22 protein-coding genes are annotated in these 23,128 nt (G+C 38.5%); 10 read left to right on the forward strand and 12 right to left on the reverse strand.

Features of this window, described 5'->3' with window-relative positions; translation table 11 throughout:
- On the forward strand, positions 1–827 hold an 827-nt coding region (locus ACRD64_RS05310; protein WP_430932190.1), incomplete at its 5' end, for a fasciclin domain-containing protein.
- A 121-nt stretch (positions 828–948) separates the two neighbouring features.
- Here the strand turns inward: ACRD64_RS05310 and dapA are convergent.
- Positions 949–1,836: a 4-hydroxy-tetrahydrodipicolinate synthase gene (gene dapA / locus ACRD64_RS05315; RefSeq protein ID WP_430932191.1), complete on the reverse strand. Its 888-nt coding sequence runs from the start codon at positions 1,834–1,836 to the stop codon at positions 949–951.
- 233 nt (positions 1,837–2,069) lie between these two features.
- Between dapA and ACRD64_RS05320 the strand changes: the two genes are divergently transcribed.
- From ACRD64_RS05320 to gap, 3 genes are all read left to right on the forward strand, one after another.
- Positions 2,070–2,732 carry a hypothetical protein gene (locus ACRD64_RS05320; protein ID WP_430932192.1) on the forward strand — a complete coding sequence of 221 codons (663 nt, stop codon included), beginning with the start codon at positions 2,070–2,072 and terminating at the stop codon, positions 2,730–2,732.
- Positions 2,733–2,944: 212 nt separating this feature from the next.
- Entirely contained in the window at positions 2,945–3,076 is a 132-nt protein-coding gene (locus tag ACRD64_RS05325; protein ID WP_430932193.1) for a hypothetical protein, read from the forward strand.
- Positions 3,077–3,364: 288 nt separating this feature from the next.
- Entirely contained in the window at positions 3,365–4,372 is a 1,008-nt protein-coding gene (gap, locus tag ACRD64_RS05330; protein WP_430932194.1) for a type I glyceraldehyde-3-phosphate dehydrogenase, read from the forward strand.
- Positions 4,373–4,454: 82 nt separating this feature from the next.
- Here the strand turns inward: gap and ACRD64_RS05335 are convergent, their stop codons facing one another.
- The 4 genes from ACRD64_RS05335 to ACRD64_RS05350 form a co-directional block, all read right to left on the reverse strand.
- A complete protein-coding gene (locus tag ACRD64_RS05335) occupies positions 4,455–5,720 on the reverse strand; it encodes a hypothetical protein (protein WP_430932195.1) in 1,266 nt (421 codons plus the stop codon).
- A gap of 106 nt (positions 5,721–5,826) precedes the next feature.
- Positions 5,827–6,903, reverse strand: coding sequence for a polysaccharide deacetylase family protein (locus tag ACRD64_RS05340; RefSeq protein WP_430932196.1), 1,077 nt, complete (start codon positions 6,901–6,903; stop codon positions 5,827–5,829).
- Positions 6,875–7,762, reverse strand: a complete 888-nt coding sequence (locus ACRD64_RS05345) for a glucosaminidase domain-containing protein (protein WP_430932197.1) — start codon at positions 7,760–7,762, stop codon at positions 6,875–6,877. The genes ACRD64_RS05340 and ACRD64_RS05345 overlap by 29 nt, the downstream gene beginning before the upstream one ends.
- Positions 7,763–7,779: 17 nt before the next feature.
- Positions 7,780–9,024: an ABC transporter permease gene (locus ACRD64_RS05350; RefSeq protein ID WP_430932199.1), complete on the reverse strand. Its 1,245-nt coding sequence runs from the start codon at positions 9,022–9,024 to the stop codon at positions 7,780–7,782.
- Positions 9,025–9,222: 198 nt separating this feature from the next.
- On the opposite strand from ACRD64_RS05350, the gene ACRD64_RS05355 reads away from it, so the two are divergent.
- The 4 genes from ACRD64_RS05355 (at position 9,223) to ACRD64_RS05370 (ending at position 14,122) form a co-directional block, all read left to right on the forward strand.
- Positions 9,223–9,855, forward strand: a complete 633-nt coding sequence (locus tag ACRD64_RS05355) for an NAD(P)H-dependent oxidoreductase (RefSeq protein WP_430932200.1) — start codon at positions 9,223–9,225, stop codon at positions 9,853–9,855.
- Positions 9,856–10,147: 292 nt separating this feature from the next.
- Positions 10,148–12,406, forward strand: coding sequence for an aconitate hydratase (locus ACRD64_RS05360; RefSeq protein ID WP_430932201.1), 2,259 nt, complete (start codon positions 10,148–10,150; stop codon positions 12,404–12,406).
- A gap of 123 nt (positions 12,407–12,529) precedes the next feature.
- Positions 12,530–13,327 (forward strand): ATP-dependent sacrificial sulfur transferase LarE, encoded by a 798-nt coding sequence (larE, locus tag ACRD64_RS05365; protein ID WP_430932202.1) that lies wholly within the window; start codon positions 12,530–12,532, stop codon positions 13,325–13,327.
- Positions 13,328–13,678: 351 nt separating this feature from the next.
- A complete protein-coding gene (locus tag ACRD64_RS05370) occupies positions 13,679–14,122 on the forward strand; it encodes a cold-shock protein (RefSeq protein WP_430932203.1) in 444 nt (147 codons plus the stop codon).
- A 94-nt stretch (positions 14,123–14,216) separates the two neighbouring features.
- Here the strand turns inward: ACRD64_RS05370 and cobA are convergent, their stop codons facing one another.
- The 7 genes from cobA to ACRD64_RS05405 all read right to left on the reverse strand — a co-directional run bounded on the left by cobA (position 14,217) and on the right by ACRD64_RS05405 (position 21,346).
- Positions 14,217–15,959: a uroporphyrinogen-III C-methyltransferase gene (gene cobA / locus ACRD64_RS05375; protein ID WP_430932204.1), complete on the reverse strand. Its 1,743-nt coding sequence runs from the start codon at positions 15,957–15,959 to the stop codon at positions 14,217–14,219.
- A gap of 23 nt (positions 15,960–15,982) precedes the next feature.
- On the reverse strand, positions 15,983–16,423 hold the full coding sequence (locus tag ACRD64_RS05380) for a precorrin-2 dehydrogenase/sirohydrochlorin ferrochelatase family protein (protein ID WP_430932205.1): 441 nt from the start codon (positions 16,421–16,423) through the stop codon (positions 15,983–15,985).
- 179 nt (positions 16,424–16,602) lie between these two features.
- The gene (gene cysK, locus ACRD64_RS05385; protein ID WP_430932206.1) at positions 16,603–17,520 is read right to left on the reverse strand and encodes a cysteine synthase A; all 918 of its coding nucleotides are present in this window, start codon (positions 17,518–17,520) and stop codon (positions 16,603–16,605) included.
- A 194-nt stretch (positions 17,521–17,714) separates the two neighbouring features.
- A complete protein-coding gene (locus ACRD64_RS05390; RefSeq protein ID WP_430932207.1) occupies positions 17,715–18,143 on the reverse strand; it encodes an Rrf2 family transcriptional regulator in 429 nt (142 codons plus the stop codon).
- 185 nt (positions 18,144–18,328) lie between these two features.
- On the reverse strand, positions 18,329–19,495 hold the full coding sequence (locus tag ACRD64_RS05395) for a hypothetical protein (RefSeq protein ID WP_430932208.1): 1,167 nt from the start codon (positions 19,493–19,495) through the stop codon (positions 18,329–18,331).
- A gap of 87 nt (positions 19,496–19,582) precedes the next feature.
- The gene (locus ACRD64_RS05400; RefSeq protein ID WP_430932209.1) at positions 19,583–20,824 is read right to left on the reverse strand and encodes an aminotransferase class I/II-fold pyridoxal phosphate-dependent enzyme; all 1,242 of its coding nucleotides are present in this window, start codon (positions 20,822–20,824) and stop codon (positions 19,583–19,585) included.
- 69 nt (positions 20,825–20,893) lie between these two features.
- The gene (locus ACRD64_RS05405; protein ID WP_430932210.1) at positions 20,894–21,346 is read right to left on the reverse strand and encodes a c-type cytochrome; all 453 of its coding nucleotides are present in this window, start codon (positions 21,344–21,346) and stop codon (positions 20,894–20,896) included.
- A 291-nt stretch (positions 21,347–21,637) separates the two neighbouring features.
- Between ACRD64_RS05405 and ACRD64_RS05410 the strand changes: the two genes are divergently transcribed.
- Together ACRD64_RS05410 and miaA are read left to right on the forward strand one after the other, a co-directional pair.
- On the forward strand, positions 21,638–22,186 hold the full coding sequence (locus tag ACRD64_RS05410) for an IS1096 element passenger TnpR family protein (RefSeq protein ID WP_430932211.1): 549 nt from the start codon (positions 21,638–21,640) through the stop codon (positions 22,184–22,186).
- 27 nt (positions 22,187–22,213) lie between these two features.
- Positions 22,214–23,125: a tRNA (adenosine(37)-N6)-dimethylallyltransferase MiaA gene (miaA, locus tag ACRD64_RS05415; protein WP_430932212.1), complete on the forward strand. Its 912-nt coding sequence runs from the start codon at positions 22,214–22,216 to the stop codon at positions 23,123–23,125.
- Positions 23,126–23,128: the final 3 nt, after the last annotated feature.

The raw sequence follows: 23,128 nt of genomic DNA on the forward strand, positions 1-23,128 counted from the left end.
GTCAGATGATCGAGACGCTGCAGGGCAAAAAAGTGAAAGTGAAGATCATGGACGGCAAGGTATACATCAACGATGCCATGGTAACCGTGGCCGATGTAATGGCCGACAACGGTGTGGTGCACGTGATCGATGCCGTATTGCTTCCGCCTACAACAACCGTGGTTGACATTATCGTGAACAGCGAGGACCATAACACCCTGGAAGCGGCCGTCATTGCCGCAGAACTGGCCGATGACCTGGCCGGCGAGGGGCCGTTTACCGTGTTTGCACCTACCGACGATGCGTTCGCCGCGCTGCCGGAAGGAACCGTGGAAGCCTTGCTGGAAGACCCAACAGGCGACCTGGCACAGATCCTTCTTTACCACGTTGTGGCCGGCAAAGCCATGTCCACAGACCTTAGCGACGGTCAGATGATCGAGACGCTGCAGGGAGCAAATATTAAAGTGACCAAAATGAAAGGAGAAATTCACATTAATGATGCTAAAGTGATAATTGCGGACATTCTAACTGATAATGGAGTAGTACATGTTATTGATGCAGTATTGTCAATCCCTGATCCTACTTCTATAGGAGCAAATCTTAAATTGTCACAACAAATTTCCGTTAGTCCTAACCCGGCAACATCATATGTTAATATCAGTGTCAACAATAACAATGTAGAATTAGTTGATCTTAGTTTAATTGATGCTTCGGGAGTTGTATTATTTAACGATGCATTTTACGGAGACAATTACACACTCGAACTTTCTTCATTCAATAAAGGGTTATACTTTATAATATTTAAGAAAAACGGTGAAAAATCCGTCAAAAAAATCATTAAAAGATAATCCAGAATATTAAAACAGATAAAAGGCTATCTCGAATAAATCGAGATAGCCTTTTTCATCATCACCAACAAAATATAACTAGTTTGTTACCAACAATTATCCATTGGCATCAAATTAACCCTTATATTAATTTTAACTTTTTCATTTCATCTATAAGAAGTCTTTTATTTTCGTCCTCCAAGCTGCATAGCGGTTGTCTGAACACTTCTTTGATCAGTCCCATTTCAGCCAAGGCTGCTTTTACAGGAATTGGGTTTGATTCAATAAAACACAAGTCTATTAACCTTCTATATTTATAAAATAACGTACGAGCAGTTAAGGTATCGCCTTCTAGCGAAACCTTCATTAATTGATGAAAATCCTCCGGGATAATATTGGCTATGACCGAAATACAACCATCCGCACCTAACAAATTAGCTGAACTTGCTAAAAAGTCATCTCCACTGTAAACTATAAATCCTTCGGGAGCTCCAGCGATTATATCCGTAAAATGGGATAATATTCCGGCTGCTTCTTTCACGGCAACAATATTATCAAAATCCCTGGCCAATTTAAGCACTGTATCCGGTGTTAATCCGGCTCCTGTCCTGGACGGTACATTATACAATACAATTGGAATATCCACCGATTCTGCTACTGTTTTAAAATGATGGTATATCCCTTTTTGAGTAGGTTTATTGTAGTAAGGCACTACCACTAAAGCAGCATCAGCACCTAATTCTTTCGCCTTTTGGGTTTTTTCAACCGCAGTTTGTGTACAATTACTTCCAGTTCCGGCAATTACAGGGATTTTCCCTCCGATTCTCTTAATCGCTCTTGCAATTAATGCTTCATCCTCTTCATTTGTCAACGTAGGTGTTTCACCTGTTGTTCCGCAAACCACAATTCCATCCGTCCTGTTATTCAAATGAAAATCAATCACGTTGTCAAACGAATCCCAATCAATCTCTCCAGAATCCAGAAACGGCGTAACAATTGCAACTATTGAACCTCTTAATGTAAATGCCATGATACTAATTAAATTATATTATGCGTTAAATTTTTGCTTAAAATTAAAAAAACCGGGCAATCATTACGTTGTTGCCACTGCCTTTTCTTTCAACAAAGGTAATTAACGACTTTAATACACAACAAATATAATTGGCAATATGGGAAAGGTAAAATTTCAATCGCAAATAAAACTATTTTATAACACTTTGTTATATTTTTAACATTTTGTATTTTTGATTAAATTTTTAAAGCATGATCACTATACCGCAAGCGGTTGAATCTGTTATTAAAGCACAGCCATTTATATCCGAAGCTTTAGCAGAAGGGTTAATTAACGTGTCGGCTTTAGCCAGAAAGATTAAGCCTGATATTGAGAGGTTTTTAATGAAGGAAGCCAAACATGGTGCAATTGTAATGGCACTAAACAGGCTTAGTCCGCAATTAGACATGAACCTAAACCGTGGCATCGATAAAATGATTCGGATGCTCGGTGATATAATTGTTCGTTCGGATTTAACAGATTATACTTATACCAATTCCAACACACTAATAAAATGCCACACTAAGGTTTTTGAATCTATCTCGCATCATCAGGATACGTTTTACACTCTGGTTAGAGGTGTTCACGAATCGAACTTGGTGATCAGTAGTTTACACGCCAATTTGGTGGATGAGTATTTCAGAAACGAAATGTTACATCTGAAAAAAGAAAACTTGTCGGCCATTACTTTAAAACTGCATGAAAGCAACACGCAGGTTCCGGGATTTTATTATTATATTTTGAAAGCCATTGCATGGGAGGGCATAAATATTGCTGAAGTTATATCCACCTCCTACGAGTTTACGGTTTTGGTAAATGATGAAGATGTTGACCGAGCATTTTCGGCACTGAAAAAATTGAGAAAAAAACGATAAATTAACCATTAAAACTCAACCGTCACAGAATATAAATTTATAAGGTTTGAGGATATGAGGAAATAATTTAGTTAGTATATATTAGTCAGATATTTTTTAACGTTTATCAGAAAAAGGAAGATTTTTGTAACTAAAAATAAAGTATTCCGTTACTAATTCTATAAAAACTGAGATAAAAAAACTATCATTAATTATATTGTAATATTATAGTCATGAAAAAAGCCTTTTTATTAGTAGCAGCCGTTGGATTATTTGTAGCATTAGGATTCAGCTCTTGCAAAAGCACTGAGGACTGTCCTGCTTACAGCAAAGTAAATGTAGAAATGAGTACAGAAAATGCATAAGCTATTTGATTTAGCCAAAAAGGAGCAATCTTAAAATAGGGTTGCTCCTTTTTTGTTTCTTACCTATTTGCTTCTACAAACAGTTTTATTTTGCAACCTTCACATAGCAAAAAACGTCTGAAACAACCAGCACGTATGCTGTAAAACAGCTTTTCGACCAGTTTCACATTTTTTAATATTCTATTTACAAAAACCTTATGTGTTTGTTTGACCAATTGTTAATGATTTTATACTTTTGTCACTCATTTTTAATGGAGTTGTAAATATTATTTCTAAAAAACCTATAAAATGTCAAAAATTAAAATTGGTATTAACGGATTTGGCCGTATCGGTCGTTTCGTATTTCGTCAGGCTGTTGCCAAAGGAACTATTGAAGTTGTAGCTATCAACGACCTTATTGACGTTGACTACATGGCTTACATGTTAAAGTATGATTCTACTCATGGTATCTTTGACGGTACTGTTGAAGTAAAAGATGGTAAGCTTATCGTAAACGGTTCTGAGATCCGTGTTTCAGCTGAGAGAAACCCTGCTGACATTAACTGGGGTGCTGTAGCTGCTGAGTATGTAGTTGAGTCTACTGGTTTATTCTTAACTAAAGAGTCTGCTCAAGGTCACATCGACGCCGGTGCCAAAAAAGTAGTTATGTCTGCTCCTTCAAAAGACGATACTCCAATGTTCGTTATGGGCGTAAACAACACTAAGTACACTAACGACATGAACTTTGTTTCTAACGCTTCTTGTACTACAAACTGTCTTGCTCCTGTAGCAAAAGTATTAAACGACAAGTTTGGTATTGTTGAAGGTTTAATGACAACTGTTCACGCAACTACCGCTACCCAGAAAACTGTTGACGGTCCTTCTATGAAAGACTGGAGAGGTGGACGTGGAGCTGGTCAAAACATCATCCCTTCTTCTACTGGTGCTGCTAAAGCTGTAGGTAAAGTAATTCCTGAGCTTAACGGTAAATTAACTGGTATGGCTTTCCGTGTTCCAACTCCAGACGTATCTGTTGTTGACTTAACTGCACGTTTAGAAAAAGGTGCTTCTTACGAGGCTATTTGCGCTGCTATGAAAGAAGCTTCGGAAGGTGAATTAGCTGGTGTTCTTGGTTATACTGAGGATATGGTTGTTTCTAACGACTTCGTTGGTGATACTCGTACTTCTATCTTCGATGCTAAAGCTGGTATTTCTTTATCTGACAACTTCGTAAAAGTTGTTTCTTGGTATGACAACGAGATGGGTTATTCAGCTAAGGTGTGTGAATTAATTCAGTACATGGATTCTGTAAAGTAATTTACAGTTCACAATATAAAAAAAGGCTCGCCAAAAATGGCGAGCTTTTTTTTGTGCATCTCTTTCCAGAAACAGAAAGAGATTAATAATGAATCCCTTTCACCTTTGGATTTTCAACCGAACCTTTCACTTCCAAAACAATATCTTCTCCATCGCGAGGAATTTTAAGTCCAAAAGTTCCCGCTAAGTTATTTACAGCCTCATTTAAATTAGGGTTGATATTTGTGATGCGCATCTCCATTTCATCGATATCAGAATCTTCCAGAACGCCAGATTTCAGATTTAAACTAGCCCGCAAGCTGGCTTCAAATAAGGGTAAAACCAGCTTTGTGTTTTCAACTATACACTTACCTGAATTAAGCGACGCATCGAAGGAAAACTCATTCACTGATAATTCGCTTGAACTTACCCCCAGTACAGAAAGCGACATATCAATATTGTTCTTAACGTCTTCGTCGTATTCTACCGTCACCCCTTTAAGGTTAAAGCTTAATTTTGCTTCCAAAGACGGGATGATTAGTTCACCTTTATCATCAAACTCAAAATCCCCCTCAAAAGCAGAACTAAATGATTGCAAGGTATAGGCTCCAGTTGTTCGACTATCGCCCCAAGTCATTTCGTCCGTAAGGTTAACAGCGTAGTCCATGTCAATTTTTAAAGCGGAAAAATCATTTAAACCTTGCCCTAGATAATTGATATCCGCTTTACCCTTTAGTATTAAATGAGCAACCTTTATTTCAACTTTCTCAATTTCAATCTCCTTTTCATCCGGTTTAAATAACATTTTAAATTCGGCTGATTTTATTTCGTTCAATCCGGCCAGTATATTCCCGTTATGTCCTTTTCCCAGTGGAAAACCTTTGAATTCCCCATCTTTAATATTCAGACTGATATATTGTTGATTCCCGGGAAATTGTTTATCCATCTTTTCGAATATCCTCTGGCTCATATCGCCCTTAAAATCGAACAAGGTATTTTCGCTTACCAAAATAAGCTTATCATCTTCAAAAATCTTTAATTGTCTACAATCTAAACCAAGCTTTGTCAACTTATCGATCCTGCGTGTTTTTGAAATTTCCAACGCTTCGGAATGTTTCATGGTAACATACAGCACTTCACTTTTTATAGTTATTTTAGTATTAGGGTCGGTAAACGAAAAATCGTTAAAAGTTATTTTTGACCAGAGTGGATTTACTTTAACTTCAGCATACTGCATTTGAGAATTATCCGGGAATTGTTTTAGGTAAGCATCCAGTTTTTTTGCAGACATTTTACCATATATCCAGTTACCCGCAAACATAGATACCACGACTAACATGATTATGGGTAAGATTAATTTAGCTTTCATAAAATTTTGTATAGTATCGTTAAAAACAAAAACCTAAAACTAACATTTATCCGACCGAAATCAATAAAAGCCTTAAATTGTGTTTTATTCATTTGGGAGAATATTGCTATTCCTCAACACCTGAATTTACAAATAGCTTACTCCACCAATACCATTGATTTGTAGCATCTGTTGAGGTAAATGTGAGCAATACTCGCCTGAAATTGTTGGGCATTTTTACAGAAACACGGATGGTATCGTCCTTAAACTGATAGATATCAGAGTTGGATTTATTATTATAAAAGCAATTGACGCGATGTAAGTTATGTACTGAATCGACAGAAAGCCGAAGATACATTTTTTCACCTGCACTTAGTTCAAAAGGGAAATCCGAGACATTGCCAATAAGAATAGGTTTCATATTTACCTTAAGCCTGAATTGTTCCATCTCCACATAATTACCCGCAATCGGAAAACGAGGAATGGCAAAAGGATGGGTTCTATAGTTCCACACACCCGAGTTTTGAGCAAAGGACATTTCATATCCTCTTTTCTTTAACAGATTAGCCATTTGCTCGTCATATTCCCCATACGGGTATGCATAAGTTTTAGGCACAAAACCTAAGCTATCTTTAAAAAGTTGCTCCGAAATATCTAGATCTTTAAGAAATACTTGTTCCCGCATCGAATCGGGTATATTTAGGAAATAAGTGTGCTTGTGTGAATGCGACCCGATTTCAATGCCGGCTTCTGCCAGCTTCTTTAACTGTTCCCAATTTAAGTAATCGCCCCAACCCACACTTTCGGTGTTCACAAAAAGTGTTGCTTTGCAATTGTACTTTTTTAATAGTGGCCATCCATTGGTATAGAAAGATTTTAAGCCATCGTCAACGGTTATAAATATTTTCTTTGCCGAATCGTTGGCACCTTTGATTAAACCAGAAACGGTATAGGTTTTAAACCCATTTTGGGTAAGATATAACAATTGCTCCTCAAACTTATCCAGCGGGGTATTTGTTGAGGGATATCTATCGTCGCCAAAGCGATGGTATACCAATCCAACCGCAGAAAAATCATCAGGCAATTTTATACCTGCCCTGGATTGGCCATTATTAAAAGGTTTGCCTTGACATGAAGGTGCACCTATTAAAGATAGGAGCAGTAAAAACACCAAGTTACTCCAGCAAGTTTTTCCAAATCTCATCCTCCTTATCAATTTCTGCCAGTTTGTAGTCATCGTAATTATGTAAGTCGTTAAATTCTATCACATTCCGCAACGCACGCACATATTCGTATCGTTTCTCGGAATAATTGCTCAGGTACCAGATCAATCGGTACGGATTTTCCGATTGCAAACGAGCCTCCCGAAACTGTTTATATGCGTTGGCTTTGGCGATGGTTTGGTAATAGTCGTAAATCGATTCAAATAGCGAATCGTACTTGCGCAAATAGATATCCGTACCACTTCTCGACTCACCTGCTTTAATGCGCTTTTCTTTTGAACTATACGACCATATTCCATAAATATTGTTTGCTTCCCTGCAAAAACGAGATGTACCCCAGCCACTTTCAATGGCCGCCTGTGCCAACACTATAGACACCGGATGCGGATGCAAGCGCCTGAGAACTTCGGGTATCTTATCGGTTTTAAAATTTTTCTTCACCTTGTTCAAATACAAGGAATCTTCAGCCGTCCCTAATCCCGAGCGAACTGCCGCATCAGTTTCAAGTACTTTATAACGCTCCTGGTTAATTTTTTCTTTGGCCATCAAAACCGAAGGAAGCATCATGTCAATAAACTTTTGCATCCGCTCTTTGTAATGAACATCCTTTAAATTGGGTACTTTCCGATATAACATCGGCATTACTAAATTGTCTTCGATCTTCATAATGGAATCAACATCCGAACTGTTACAAACCATTATCGAAACAGCAGTTTTATCCGGCTCTACATCCGGTTGAATCAGATTTATTATCACACCTATCGCCACAACTATTAATATGGCTATCAAGGTCTTTCGCGAAAGAAAGTCGACGAAACTTTTTAAAGTAGATTTTATCATATGATTTGGTTAGATAATTATTCGTATCGCAATGAGTCTATGGGATCGAGCTTGGATGCTTTTACGGCAGGCATGAGTCCCGAAGCTAATCCAACTCCCAGGCAAAGCAATATACTTATTGAAATCCATTCCCAAGGAACTACAAAGCCCGATTTAAAAATCACAGACAAAATATTCCCTACCCCGATGCCCAGTAAAATTCCACAAATACCACCGATTATTCCAATCAGGATCGATTCCAACAGGAACTGATCCCTTATGGCTTTACGGGTTGCTCCAATTGCCTTGCGAATTCCTATTTCACGTGTCCGTTCTGCCACGGCTACCAACATAATATTCATCAATCCTATGGCTGCTCCAAATAAGGTGATGAATCCTATCATATTGGCAATTAAAGTAACGTTGGAAAGGTTGTCGATCAGCATTCGGGATAAATTATCACTCTTCACAATATTGAAATTGTTTTCATCGGAAGCTTTTAGTCTCCTGACCAACCTAAAAGCACCTGTGGCCTCACTCACTGCGGCCTCCACTTGAGTGGGATTATTAGCTTTAACTTCAATTTTATAGGACATCTTAGGTCTGCTAAAATACTGACGTACATTGCTCACCGGAAGCAACAATATGTTATCTCCCTGTCCTCCGAATCCCGCTCCTTTTTCTTCCAGAACACCAATTACCTTGTACTTTCCGGATGCCAAAGAAATTACTTTATCTATTGCCGATTCTTTTGTCGGAAACAATTTTTTATACAATGCAGCCCCCAACATAGCCACATGTCGACCATCCTTGATATCGCCCATTAAAAAATCCCGTCCTATTTTAAGCTTGTGACCTGCCGTTGAAATAAAATTTTCATCTACACCATAAACACTCACGTTCGGATTTGTTTTTTCCGACTCGTGTTTTACCGTAGCATTTCCTGAGGCTTGGTAGGATATGGTAACCATTGCCGGAAAAACAAACTTTTCTTTAAACTCCATGGCTTCTTTGTACGAAATAAAACTATGTCGCTTTGTCTTGTGCCTTTGCTTTCCAATCTGAATATTCTGCCCTCGGTTTTCAATCGTAAAAGAATTGGCTCCCATCCCGGTAAAATTACTCGAAATAGCGGTTTCTATGGATTGAACCGCAGTGATAATGCCAATAAGCGCCGTGATGCCAATGGTTATAATCACGATGGTTAGGATGGTACGTAGCTTATTGGATTGGATAGCCCCCACAGCCACCTTTATATTTTCTATGAAAAGTTTCGATATCATCTTACAATACAATTAATTATAAAGATAGCTAAAAAATAGCTTAATGCAGAAACCATTTTAAGATACATTCCAGTGGCCCCAAACAATGATTCAAGCCTAAAAAATGCCAGTTCATGCTAAAACAGCATATTAATCCTGAACTATAGAACACATTTGTTGTTCGAATAAACATATTAAAATTAAAAAACAGGATAAGATATGGATTTAATAGACCGTTTAAAATGGCGTTATGCCACTAAAAAGATGAACGGAACCCAGGTTCCCCAGGAAAAAGTTGATAAAATTCTGGAAGCAGCTAGGTTGGCCCCAACCTCAAGTGGACTTCAACCTTACGAAATATTGGTGATCACGAATCAGGAAATCAAAGAGAAAATTAAACCCGTAGCATGGGATCAGGAACAAATTACAGATTGTTCGCACCTTTTGGTTTTTGCGGCATGGGATAATTATACCGAAGAGCGCATTAACAACATGTTTGATTTAACTAATGAAATTAGAGGTTTTAAAAACGAAGGCTGGGAAAACTACAGGCAGATGCTACTTGGCACTTATCCGCAACGCCCCGCGGAAGAGAACTTTGTGCACACAGCCAAACAAGCCTATATTGGTTTTGCCAATATGATTACTGCTGCCGCCTTCGAAGAGGTGGACGCGACCCCTATGGAAGGATTTGATCCCCATGCAGTTGATGAGATACTAAATTTGAAAGAGAAAAACTTAAGAAGTGTACTTCTTCTGCCATTAGGCTACAGAGAGCCTGAAAGCGATTGGTTGGAGCCTTTGGTTAAAGTCAGAAAAAACAAAGAAGATTTTATTACGGAAGTAAAATAACAATGTCATCCAATTATTAATTTCAATGTTTTGTTGATGATTATACTTGCAAGGCCTTTGGGCTTTGCAACTTTTCTCCAGTCAACCACCTCTTTCCTTCCCTTAAACATTCCCTCCCTATGGTTGTTACAAAATAGACATGACAAAAAGCAGATTATTTCTATTTTTTACTAATTTTGTTGAACTAGAATAGGTTTCACTTGTACAGTTAGATTAGTTCTTCCTTAAGGAAGAGTCAACCTTCAAAAAAACCTGCTCAACATTTTAGAAACACTAAAACTTTTAAATAATTATGGCGTTCGACATTGAAATGATTAAGAAAGTGTATGCCCAGATGGGAGCTAAAGTTGATAAAGCTCGTACTATTTTGGACAAACCCCTAACGCTTACCGAAAAAATTCTTTATGCTCACCTGTCCGAAGATGCGACCGAGGCCTTTACAAGGGGTGAATCATATGTAAATTTCAACCCTGATCGTGTAGCCATGCAGGACGCTACTGCACAAATGGCTTTATTGCAGTTTATGCAAGCGGGAAAAAATAAAGCGGCTGTTCCTTCTACGGTTCATGCCGACCACTTGATACAGGCCAAGGTTGACGCTTCTAAAGATTTAGCCACTGCCAAAACCACCAACAAAGAGGTTTATGACTTTCTAAGCTCTGTAACAAACCGTTATGGAATTGGATTTTGGAAACCTGGTGCAGGTATAATCCATCAGGTTGTTTTAGAGAATTATGCTTTCCCGGGTGGAATGATGATTGGTACCGATTCGCACACCGTTAACGCAGGTGGATTAGGGATGATTGCCATTGGCGTTGGAGGAGCAGACGCCGTAGACGTTATGGCAGGTATGCCCTGGGAACTAAAATTCCCTAAATTAATAGGCGTCAAGCTTACCGGCAAATTAAGTGGCTGGACGGCTCCCAAGGATATTATTTTAAAAGTTGCAGGAATCCTGACCGTTAAAGGTGGAACTGGTTGTATTGTGGAGTATTTTGGCGAAGGCGCCGAGTCTCTATCCTGCACGGGAAAAGGAACCATCTGCAACATGGGTGCTGAAATCGGGGCAACAACCTCAACTTTTGGATACGACTTCTCGATGGAGCGATACCTAAGAGCTACCAACCGTCATGATGTGGCAGATGCCGCAAACGAAGTAAAAGACTTGCTAACAGCAGACAATGAGGTATATGCTGAACCGGAAAAATATTTCGATCAGGTTATTGAAATTAATTTAAATGAACTGGAGCCGCATCTGAACGGACCTTTTACACCTGACAAAGCTACGCCGATCAGTCAAATGAAAGAAGAGGCTGTGAAAAACGGTTGGCCAACAAAAATTGAAGTAGGTTTAATCGGCTCTTGCACCAACTCATCGTACGAAGATATTTCCAAAGCCGCATCGGTAGCTGAAGACGCGGTAAAAAAAGGATTAAAGGCTAAAGCAGAATTTTCCATTACACCCGGATCGGAACAAGTACGATATACCATTGACAGAGATGGCATGGTAGATACATTTAAGAAGATTAATGGCGTTGTTTTTGCCAACGCTTGCGGACCCTGTATTGGTATGTGGGCTCGAATGGGAGCAGAAAAACAAGAGAAAAATACTATTGTACATTCTTTCAACCGTAATTTTGCCAAACGTGCCGATGGCAATCCAAACACCTATGCTTTTGTAGGTTCACCTGAATTAGTGACCGCTTTGGCTATAGCAGGAGATCTAAGATTCAACCCGTTAAAAGATAAATTAACCAATGATAAAGGAGAGCAGGTTGCATTAACTCCTCCAACGGGAGACGAACTACCCCCAAGAGGTTTTGATGTTGAAGACCCTGGTTACCAAGCACCAGCTGCCGATGGTTCTAGTGTTGAAGTGATCGTTTCTCCAGACAGTGACAGACTTCAGTTGCTCACGCCTTTTGCAGAATGGGATGGTGAAAATATTACGGGAGCCAAATTATTGATTAAGGCTGAAGGTAAATGTACCACAGACCATATTTCAATGGCGGGTCCTTGGCTGAAATACAGAGGTCATCTGGATAATATCTCTAACAACATGTTGATTGGCGCTGTAAACAAATTCAACGGTGAAACCAACAAAGTAAAGTCGCAACTGACTGGCGAATATGGCGAAGTTCCTGCAACCCAACGTGCTTATAAAGAAGCTGGCATACCAACCGTTGTTGTGGGCGACCATAACTATGGCGAAGGTTCGTCGCGTGAGCACGCGGCTATGGAACCCAGACATTTAGGTGTAAAAGTGGTGTTGGTTAAAAGTTTTGCCCGTATCCACGAAACAAACCTTAAAAAACAAGGTATGTTGGGAATTACTTTCGCCAACGAGGCGGATTATGATAAGATACAAGAGGATGACACATTTAATTTTAAAGACCTGAAAGATTTTGCTCCCGGCAAACCTTTAACTGTCGAGATTATTCATGCCGATAGAAGTAAAGAAGAAATATTGGCTCACCATACATACAACCTACAGCAAATTGAGTGGTTTAAAAATGGCAGTGCATTGAATTTGATTAAAAAGCAGAATTAATAAATCCTTTTAATTAAAACAAAAATAACGCAGCTCTTAACGGGCTGCGTTTTTTTATATTCAACTTTTCCTGCCATTTTGTGTTACAGGAATATGGAAAACATACAATCAAACATAGCTAGAATGAACACCTGGTTCCAACATCACCCTAAACTTTTGATTGCTCTTTCCGGCGGGGTAGATTCTTGCCTGGTATCCTTTTTAGCCCGACAGCAATTGGGCAAAGAAAATGCTGTAGCAGTTATTAGCAACTCGGCAAGTCTGAAAGAAAAAGACTTATCGGATGCCAGATATTTTGCCAAGAGTTACGATATCCAATTAATTGAAATTGATGCCAACGAAATTAATGACATCAATTACAGTTCGAATCCTGTGAACCGTTGTTATTATTGCAAAACCAATCTGTATAAATCCATCCAAGAACTTGCCAATAATTCCTTCCCCGGTTATGAAATAGCAAACGGAAACAATTATGACGATACAGGAGATTATCGTCCAGGTATGCAGGCTGCGGATGACTTTCATGTATTTAGCCCACTTTTAGAATGTAATATCAACAAGGAAAATATCCGAATGATGAGCAAATATTTTAACCTTGAAATATGGGATAAGCCTGCAAGTCCCTGCTTAAGCAGTCGATTCCCCTATGGTGAAAAAATTACAACAGAAAGGTTAAGCATGATAGAAAATGCCGAAAACCTGTTAAACGCCAATGGGTTTAATGATGTAAGGGTAAGATACAAAAAAGGAAATGCCAGCATAGAAGTCCCGAATGAACAGATCCCCACACTCAAGTCAATATTCTCAAAAAAATTTCAGCATAAAATATCGGAATTTGGCTTTAACACCGTCAGCATCGATGAGGAAGGATTGGTATCCGGCAAACTGAATCGGGATATATTCGGAAAAAAAAATAGCTAAATAGATTATCAAACTATGTAAATTGAAAAATAGATTTTTTATAGTCCGAAATGTTTTATAGGTGGTAAGTCCCACATTTTATTTTAACTTTGTACCAAGTAATAGGCAAGAAATATCCTTTCACCTGAATATATTAATATCAGTTGATAGATGAAACCTTCAATGAATTATCACTCCCAATAAATTGGGAATAGCTATACAGGTTTGTATTTTAGAAGGTATAAATTCATGATCGTTTCAAGTAATATTAGGTTCTTTCATCACCACCTTATAAGGCGTTTGACAGTTCACTTTACTCTTTATATTTATTTCTTCATTACTTAATAGTTATTATTCATAAAAATATATTTAATGGGGAGATCTCAAGAAACATTTGGCAAAAAAGACAAAGAACAAAAAAGGATGAAAAAGCGTAAAGACAAAGCTTTACGCAAAGAAGAACGAAAAGCTAATTCTTCTGACGGCAGCTTAAACAACATGATTGCTTACGTAGATGAAAACGGGATGATTACGGATACTCCGCCGGATTTGACCAAGAAAACAAAGATTAAAGCCGAAAATATAGAAATATCTGTTCCCAAAAAAGAAGATATTGAAGAACCCATCCGAACAGGTAGGGTTGAGTTCTTTAATCATGACAAAGGATACGGATTTATCAAGGACCTTGACACCCAGGAAAAATTCTTTGTCCATGTAAACGGATTAATTGACGAAATCGTCGAAGGTAACAAAGTGAATTTCGAGCTTGAAAAGGGGCTAAAGGGGATGAATGCTGTTCGGGTTAAAAAAATATAATCATATTAAAACATAAAGAATTGTCTCTGAAAATTCTGGGTTAATAACGAGGCAATTCTTTTTTACCCGTATTTACACGCAACCAACTCGCAGGTCACTTTATAATTTCGTTGCCCCTGTTTAATTTGACAAACAGTTTTTCGGTTAATTTTCCCCTACATTTAACCTTTAAATGTGAAGGGATTTGATCATATACCTCGAAAAAAGCTTCCACGGTTGCAGGAGATGTAAAAACGACTCCTTCGAATCCGTCCAGGTTTTGCTTTACAATTGATTTATTTTTAACCACTTGATACAATTGTATTTCGCTCACACGGTTACCTAACCTGCGCAATCCTTTTTGCAGGGTTCCTGTTGATTGATTTGAACAGGGCACCAATATATTTTCGCCGCTCACCCTTTGCTTTCCGTACACCTGCAACATACCATCAACAGATTCTTTATCCGATAAAGCACCCACAATCAATCCTTTTTCTTTCAGCGCTTTCGAAGTAGTCCTCCCAATAGAGTCAATCTGAATACCGGACAAATCCCGAACATCTTTTTCAGACTCAAAGAGCTTTTCAAAGAAATAGTAAACCGCATATCTGCCGGAAAAGACAATCCTGTCGTAAGAAGTCAAATTATCAAAAGCTAATTTTGTTTCTTGATCTGGCATAGCAGGTTCAATAGAAATCAAAGGTGTATGAACCAAATCGGTACGATATTTTATTTCGTCTAATGACGCTCCAGTATACAACCATTTATTTTGCAAACCGGCAAATTCGCCAGCTGTTTTACCCACAAAGATTATAGAGGGAGAAGGCAATCCCGATCCTTTTACCTTTAATTCATACAAGTTACCCTTATAGATTTTTTGGCCAGGATTGGAAGCATTATGTACCACCGCAACAGGTGTACTCTCCGGCCATCCTTCCGCGATAATCAGTTTTGCTAATCCCTGTTGATTGGAAGCTCCCATAAAAAACACCAAGGTATCCGCTTGGGGAATTTTTACCTTATGCATATCATGCGCCGATAAAAACGCAACGGAAGAGGCCAAGGATCTTTCGGTAAAAGGAATTACAGCATTTGCCGCTGCCGCAAAGGCACTGGAGATGCCTGGTAATATCTCCGCTTTTACCCATCTACTACTCACATAATGATACTCTTCGGCGCCACGTCCAAAAATCATAGGGTCACCACCTTTCAGCCGTACTACCCATTTTCCTTTAATGGCCTCCTGATACATGAGTTCATTAATCTTCTCCTGATCAAATTTGTGCTGCCCCTTGCGCTTACCTACATACACCTTTTCAGCACTAAACGTATTGTTTAAATATGCTTCGTTAATTAAGTCGTCGTAGAATATAATGTCGGAGTGACTTAGATTAAATTCAGTTTTTTTTGTAATTAACCCTTCATCCCCTGGCCCAAAACCGGCTAGCACAACCCTTCCCCAGCTTTTTCGCACATCCTTCAATTCAAAACACTTCTTCAGTTTTTCGTTTTCTATGCTTCCAACCAGCGCTACCAATTCACTGAGAGGCGAAGATTGGCCCACGCCAATGCCTTTAGAAGGAAGCAGGGCAAAAACATCAAGACCCGAAAGCAATGGATATGGAAGTTCCTTTGCTGGCAAAATATACAAATCGGCCTTTTCACCTAAAACTGAATCTTCCAACAACTTGGATACAGGAGGAAATTCTACCTCCTCCATAGCAATATTTGATTTACGGTTAGTACCTACAGTAAGCAGCTGGTATCCTATTTCGGAGTCCTTTAATATTTGTTGAACCTCATCAAAAAAAATAATTTTACTGTACTTTCCCTCAATAGCTATCTTAATTTCTTCCATATATTTTTTTCGATATCTTAAAATTAACCACGTAAAAACCTTTTTATTTTATTCCTCAATGCTATGGAAGCTTTTACATCTTTACCATTGGACCCAACTGCAATTGTCAATTCCCCGTGCTTAAAAATAGCCGGTGATACAAAATCACTATATTCCGCACTGTCTGCCACATTTACCAGGCAACCATATTTTTTACCCTGGTCACTTATTTGGTGATTCAATTCATGGTTGTTTGTGGTTGCATAAACCAAAAGATGTGACTTTAAATCAGTCTCTACGTAATTTCTTTCCTCTATTTCAACACCCTCTATCTCTTTTACTTCTTCTAAAATACGAGGGGCGATTACCTTGAAATTTGAGGTGAATCGTTTTAACAAAGTAATTTTATGCAAAGCCACTTTGCCTCCACCAACAATCAAGATCTGTTGCTTACTTACATTTATGGATATCGGAAGAAAAGTCATACCGCAGAATGAATATTTAACATGGTTTCAGCATATGTTTTGTCGTTCCTCCCCAGTTCAAACTCTGTTTATACCAGGCTAAGAACTGTCTTTATATAAAAATTGATTACCAGCGACACGCACTGATAATCAATTCCTTTTGTCAGATAACCAATAATAGGTATTTCTATTTGGAACAGTTAAATTTCGTAGCTGCTTAAATACCTTTCTCCGGTATCAGGCAATACTACCACAATCCGCTTTCCCTTCAACTCCTCACGTTTTGATAATTCCAGCGCAGCCCAAAGAGCGGCTCCTGAAGAATAACCACACAACAACCCTTCTTCCAAAGCAGCCTTATGGCTAGATTGAACCGCATCCTCGTTTGAAACCTTAATCACCTCATCTACCACTTCAACATTTAAGTTTTTGGGAATAAACCCGGCTCCAATACCCTGTATTTTATGAGGGCCCGGCTGTCCGCCTGAAATAACAGGAGAATCCATTGGCTCGACCGCAACAACCTTTAATTCCGGATTTTTCATTTTCAGTTCCTCTCCCACACCTGTGATAGTACCTCCTGTTCCAACCCCGGCAACAAACACATCGATTTTACCATCCGTATCTTTCCAAATCTCCTGGGCTGTAGTACATCTGTGTATCGAAGGATTAGCCGGATTATCAAATTGCTGCGGAATGAATGCTTTCTTGTGTTCACTGGCAATTTCCTGCGCTCTTGAGATTGCACCTTTCATGCCCTGAGCAGCAGGAGTGAGAACAAGTTCAGCACCGAATTTTTTGAGTAACTTTCTTCTTTCAATACTCATACTTTCTGGCATAGTCAAAATTAAACGATACCCCTTTACCGCTGCCACAAAGGCCAATCCAACACCGGTATTTCCACTGGTTGGCTCAACAATAACAGTATCTTTATCTAACTTGCCGTTTCTTTCTGCGTCCGCTATCATAGCGTATGCAATTCTATCTTTCACAGAACTTGCAGGATTATAAAACTCCAGTTTAGCCACAACCTGCGCTCCTCCTTCGTTCATTCGGTTAACCTGCACCAATGGAGTATTTCCAATTAGCTCAATTACATTTTCTGCTATACCGCTCATAATAATTCGTTTTATTTATTTTCCGATTATAATTAAATTTTAATATGGCTCATGAACCACAATGCCAGCATTACCCTGTTAAACTTTAATAAGTTCATTCTTCAATCACGATCCAGTTTTTATTGTAAGAACATTTTTAATTCGAAGATACTGGGGCTTCATTCCAATAATTCTCCCGCCGTTATACGACAAAGTTAAATATAGTACATCAAACTCTCGTTTAAATCTTTATACTGCTTTTGAATATCATATATTGTTTTTTCGGATAACACACCGCGCACGCCTGCAATGGTCTCATTTAATATTATTGCGACAGCCTTTTGATTACTGGAGATATCCCCTGTAATGTCCAATTCCTTTTTGTAGGAATCTTCCAAACAATCAAAAACCATGAGCAACGATATTTCATCCGGTTTATATTTCAACCGATATCCACCTCCTGCACCTTTTTTCACCTCCAACAATCCGGCTTTTTTCAACGCAACAGCAATGGCTTCTAAAAATTTCATTGGAATACTGTGCCGCAACGAAATCTGATAAATCCCCATAAACCTTCCCTCACTTAGTTCTGCCAATGCCAGCAGAAATCTCAATCCATATTCCGTTTTCTTTGAAAATTTCATCTTTTACCTCTATTTTATTAACACATACTTAACCTGTATGTATTTAACCATACAAGTATACTATAAGTTCACGCAAAATAACAGAAACAAATAAATATTTACTAAATTATAGCTACTATATTAATATGATTTATTGGGAATAAAAATTACAAAGTAATGATTCTGGTATTGATCAATATTACAAACTAAAACGCCTCACCCAAAGTAAAAAAGAAACCGGAATCTCCATTCGTTGCAAGCCCGTAATCGAATCTGAAATTTAATTTTTCTTTTTCAATAACCCTGATTCTCAATCCCAAACCGGCCATCACATGAACGTCCTCAAACAGAGTTGAGTTCCATTTGTTGAAAATATTACCAGCACCGGTAAAAACCTCATACCCAAATCGCCATACCAAATGCGATCGGTATGCGGCTTGCAGGTACAACATGTTTTTATCCATATATTTATAGGGATGTGAAACTCCCCGAAAAAACCTTTTCCCTCCTAAAACAGGCAAACGAAAAAATGGCACATCCCCATCGGCCGACTTCAAATAGATTTGTGTTGCCAACACCCTCTCCTTTTTACCCAAATCAAAAAACTTTCGAGCATCAAAAGTTAAGCTGGAAAAACTAAAGTCACCAATTGATTTGGGATAATAAGTATAGTCAAATGAGATATAACTCCCTTTATTGGGATAAACGATATTGTTTCGGGTATCGTGGCTTACAATGGGCCCAAAACCAATAATATTCCCGCCTTCATAACCCTCTACACCATTATTTAACAAACCAATTCCCACATCCTTAACATCCAAGACACCAACATCATAATTAATTCCCAGAAACACCTTTTCGGTAATCCCTTTCATTACTTTACCCGTGAATTCCAACTTCTTTAACTCAATATCGGAATACACATCTTTGTTGGCAAAATTGCCGATACTATAGAACTTATCAGGCATCCATTGATATAACCACCTATTTCGGATATGCCAATTATTTTTGGTAAAAAAGTTGGATGCAAATTTAAACTCATACATCCCACTGGTCGAATACATTACGGAAGGAGCAATGTTTGATGGGCGATAATAGGCATTACTTTTTTCATTTCCTCCCAAATAAAATCTCCAAACAGGCATAATGCCAAACTCGAGTTGGGTTCTATCTTCATAACTCATTAAAGGGAATGCGAAAAAAGTATATTTTTCTTTCTCGAAGGTTAATGTTTCCATGCCCCAATCAGCTATAACGGCCATTTTATGCAAAATACCGCCAGCCTCATCATTCGACATTCTGTTGTTTTGAGCAAATGATATGTTGAAAACAACAAAAAGCATCACCGGAGCTAGAATTTTTTTAGAAATCATGTATACTTTCGTATTAACCTTTAAATTTTAACACAACCACTCTCTATGTATCGTGCTACACCATATTTTATTGTCTTAATTGTTCCATTACAACAAAGTTAATGCTTGCTTAAAATCATACAGCAAATCCTGAACATCTTCAATTCCTACCGATATTCTTAACATGGTATCCCGAATATGCATTTCTTTTTTTTCCGCATCAGAAAACTCGGTATATATGGTAGACCATGGATGAATGATCAGCGTTTTATTATCGTTTAAATTAGTTGCCCTACGCACCACTTGTAAAGCATCCATAAATCTGTAACATTGCTCTTTGGATTCCAAGTCAATGGTCAGAACAGCACCCGGTTTAGCTGAAAATTGCTTTAAACTCAATCCGTAATTTGGGTGCGACCGAAGTCCCGGATAATTTACTGACTTCACTTTACCGTTGTTTTCAAAGAACTCCCCCAATTCCAAGCAGTTTTCAACGCACCTATCCACTCTTAGAGCCAAAGTGTCCATTCCCAAATTCAGAAAGTGGGCTGTATGAGCCGTCATGCACCCTCCAAGGTGCCGAAAGATTTCTTTTCGGATACGAGCCACAAGTCCGTTCCCTGAGAATTTTTCCGACCAGGTGTTTAAGGCAGGGATCCGGCGCCAATCAAAAGTACCATTATCAACAACCGCTCCACCGACAGCGGCAGCCCCTCCCGAAATAAACTTAGTAGTAGACATAACCTCCACATCGACACCAAAATCCACGGACTTTAAAACATAAGGAGGAGTTATTGTTGAATCGGCTATAACCGCAACATTCCGGGAATGCGCAATAGCAGATAAAACCGAAATATCGGCCACCTCCAATTGAGGATTGGTAATAGTTTCAAAAAACAAAACACGTGTTTTCTCGTCCATGGCCTTCTCCACCTCTTCCGGTTTACTCATGTCCACAAACTTCACCTCAATGCCCCAGGTTTTCAAGGTATCTTTGAAAAAAGCATAGGTATGTCCAAAAAGATGATTGGAAGTAACCACATTTCCACCTGGTTCTACCACTGCCAGCAAGGTATTTGAAATGGCCGCCATCCCCGACGCAAGTGCCACAACATTTTTAGCCCCTGTAACATTTCCAAGTTTTTGTTCGAAATACTCCACTGTAGGATTTGATGTTCTGCTATAAAGGTGAGCCGTTTCCTTGCCGGAAAATACATTTTCGATATCTTGTGATGTATCAAACTCATACGCTACGCCATCGTAAATAGGCATATGTAACGAGTTGTAAACATCATTTTTAGGGAAAGAAGCATGGATGGACCGAGTGGTATAACCTTGTTGTTTTGTCATGGTTCAAATAAATTTAGGAGGGTAAAAAAACGATAAAAAAAGAAGCGGCACAAATTAAAATTCTATAGACTACCTCATTTGCTTTACCTCACCTGCTGAAACCATGGCACTTGCGGCTTTGCTGTCGCTTCGAATATAATTAATGACATCTGCAATTTGCTGATCCGTGAGGTTTCGGTAAGAGGCCATTACCCCTTTGTATTTTACGCCTTCAACAACAATCTCCTCACTCATCCCGTTTAACACAACATCAATCAAATACTCCTTATCGCCCGTAACTCTTTTGGTATTTTTTAACGGAGGATAAATTTTTTCAATCCCCATCCTGTTGGCCTGATGACAGATCTTGCAATTCCTATCATAAACTAGTTTTCCCGCTTCAAACCTGTCGTTTCTGTTGCTCATCGATGTGGCAGGTGATGCCCATTCTTTTTCCTTTGTTTTTTTCTCTGTTTTATTGCGAGCACAACCCGAAAACAGTAAAACAAGCATTGTTAAAACTCCCCAAACTAAAATTCTCATAAACAAACTACAATTTACAATAACACATTTAAAATATATTGAACACATTCCACTTTGTTTTTTTAACCTTAACGCAAATAATTAAACCGTGCTTAATTCGTTCATAGAACATAGTCCATGCACAACCTTTTAAAAACTTTAACGTTAAAACAACACATAAGTATATTTTCAACTGGTTAGACAATAAACATTGCGCTGGTTAAAATGTTTTTTCTCACAGTAAAAAGAGAGTAATTTTAACGCTTGGCAAAATAAGATTTTAATATATTTGCCGTCCTTAAAAAATAAACGATGACGATAAGATTAAGAATAATTTCAGGAGAAGACGAGGATTTTCTTAGAGAGATAGAAATTAGTGGTGGTGCAACTTTTCTTGAACTTCATAACTTCATTCAAAAAATTTTAAAATTTGATGAGGGTCAAATGGCATCATTCTTTATGACGGACGATGAGTGGCAGAAAAATGAAGAAATAACACTTATGGACATGGCCGTGGACGAAGCCAACGAATCGTTAATCATGGCAGACACCAAACTCAATAGATTTATATTTGAAAAGAAACAACGATTATTGTATGTTTTTGATTTCTTTAACGAACGTAGTCTGTTTATTGAAACATATGAAATCGTCGGCTCATCCTGCCCATCTCCTAAATGTATTAGGTCGGTTGGAGAAGCTCCCGAACAGCTAGACATGAGCGAATTACTCGGAGAAAGCATGGGCGAGCCTTCAATAAATATAGATCTTGACTACAGCGATGATGCCTTTCTGGGTTTGGAGGACGATGACCACGATGACGATTCCATGATATCGTATACCGATAACCTGGAAGACCTGTAATTACCCTAACAAAAAAAATGCTTTTACTTGAAACCATTAATGCAAAAAACGCTTATCGTAGTTGTTGGCCCAACGGGAATTGGCAAAACCAAAACCAGCATACGAATTGCCAATCATTTTAATACCGAGATCATATCGGCCGATTCGAGACAAATATTTAAAGAACTGAAAATTGGTACTGCAACACCTACCCTTGAGGAACTTGCTGCAGCCAAACACCACAACATAGGAAGCCACTCTATTCACGATTATTACAGTGCCTGGGAATTTGAACAGGATGCCCTTAAAATGAGCGAAGTGCTCTTTAAAAATCACAACCAATTGGTTTTAACTGGCGGTTCAATGATGTATGTGGATGCTGTGTGCAAAGGCATAGACGAACTACCCACTATTGATCAGGAATTAAGAGATAATTTAAAGCAACAATACGATACCGAAGGCATAGATTCCATCCGCAGACAGCTTAAGCAGTTGGATCCTGTATTTTACGACCAGGTTGATTTGATGAACCACAAAAGAGTGATTCATGCAGTTGAAATATGCCTGATGACCGGAAAACCATACAGCTCGCTCCGAACCAACTCAATCAAGCATCGCCCTTTTAACATGGTAAAAATTGGGCTTGAAATGGACCGGAAAGATTTATACGACCGAATCAATCGAAGGGTCGACCTGATGAAGGAAGAAGGGTTAATAGAAGAAGCCAGGCAACTCTACCCACTAAAAAACCTAAACTCTTTAAATACTGTCGGCTACAAAGAGCTATTTGCACATTTCGATGGTGAATATGATTTACAGAAAGCCATAGAATTAATAAAGCGGAACACACGTAGGTATGCAAAAAAACAACTCACTTGGTTTAAACGAGATAAAGAAATTATGTGGTTCCATCCTCAGGAATTAAATAAAATGCTTAATTTTATAGAAGAAAAAATTTAAGCA

Source organism: Saccharicrinis sp. 156 (genome assembly GCF_050589685.1).
In the GTDB taxonomy this organism is placed as follows: domain Bacteria; phylum Bacteroidota; class Bacteroidia; order Bacteroidales; family Marinilabiliaceae; genus Saccharicrinis.

Excerpts from the sequence above, each read along its gene's own strand:
- ACRD64_RS05380 (WP_430932205.1), bottom strand. The coding sequence starts at position 16,423 with ATGACTTTTCTTCCGATATCCATAAATGTAAGTAAGCAACAGATCTTG.
- ACRD64_RS05340 (WP_430932196.1), bottom strand. The coding sequence starts at position 6,903 with ATGAGATTTGGAAAAACTTGCTGGAGTAACTTGGTGTTTTTACTGCTC.
- ACRD64_RS05395 (WP_430932208.1), bottom strand. The coding sequence starts at position 19,495 with ATGATTTCTAAAAAAATTCTAGCTCCGGTGATGCTTTTTGTTGTTTTC.
- ACRD64_RS05370 (WP_430932203.1), top strand. The coding sequence starts at position 13,679 with ATGGGGAGATCTCAAGAAACATTTGGCAAAAAAGACAAAGAACAAAAA.
- ACRD64_RS05400 (WP_430932209.1), bottom strand. The coding sequence starts at position 20,824 with ATGACAAAACAACAAGGTTATACCACTCGGTCCATCCATGCTTCTTTC.
- ACRD64_RS05335 (WP_430932195.1), bottom strand. The coding sequence starts at position 5,720 with ATGAAAGCTAAATTAATCTTACCCATAATCATGTTAGTCGTGGTATCT.
- larE (WP_430932202.1), top strand. The coding sequence starts at position 12,530 with ATGAACACCTGGTTCCAACATCACCCTAAACTTTTGATTGCTCTTTCC.
- ACRD64_RS05410 (WP_430932211.1), top strand. The coding sequence starts at position 21,638 with ATGACGATAAGATTAAGAATAATTTCAGGAGAAGACGAGGATTTTCTT.
- ACRD64_RS05405 (WP_430932210.1), bottom strand. The coding sequence starts at position 21,346 with ATGAGAATTTTAGTTTGGGGAGTTTTAACAATGCTTGTTTTACTGTTT.
- ACRD64_RS05360 (WP_430932201.1), top strand. The coding sequence starts at position 10,148 with ATGGCGTTCGACATTGAAATGATTAAGAAAGTGTATGCCCAGATGGGA.
- ACRD64_RS05355 (WP_430932200.1), top strand. The coding sequence starts at position 9,223 with ATGGATTTAATAGACCGTTTAAAATGGCGTTATGCCACTAAAAAGATG.
- ACRD64_RS05325 (WP_430932193.1), top strand. The coding sequence starts at position 2,945 with ATGAAAAAAGCCTTTTTATTAGTAGCAGCCGTTGGATTATTTGTAGCA.
- gap (WP_430932194.1), top strand. The coding sequence starts at position 3,365 with ATGTCAAAAATTAAAATTGGTATTAACGGATTTGGCCGTATCGGTCGT.
- dapA (WP_430932191.1), bottom strand. The coding sequence starts at position 1,836 with ATGGCATTTACATTAAGAGGTTCAATAGTTGCAATTGTTACGCCGTTT.
- ACRD64_RS05345 (WP_430932197.1), bottom strand. The coding sequence starts at position 7,762 with ATGATAAAATCTACTTTAAAAAGTTTCGTCGACTTTCTTTCGCGAAAG.
- ACRD64_RS05320 (WP_430932192.1), top strand. The coding sequence starts at position 2,070 with ATGATCACTATACCGCAAGCGGTTGAATCTGTTATTAAAGCACAGCCA.
- ACRD64_RS05390 (WP_430932207.1), bottom strand. The coding sequence starts at position 18,143 with ATGAAATTTTCAAAGAAAACGGAATATGGATTGAGATTTCTGCTGGCA.
- cobA (WP_430932204.1), bottom strand. The coding sequence starts at position 15,959 with ATGGAAGAAATTAAGATAGCTATTGAGGGAAAGTACAGTAAAATTATT.
- ACRD64_RS05350 (WP_430932199.1), bottom strand. The coding sequence starts at position 9,024 with ATGATATCGAAACTTTTCATAGAAAATATAAAGGTGGCTGTGGGGGCT.
- cysK (WP_430932206.1), bottom strand. The coding sequence starts at position 17,520 with ATGAGCGGTATAGCAGAAAATGTAATTGAGCTAATTGGAAATACTCCA.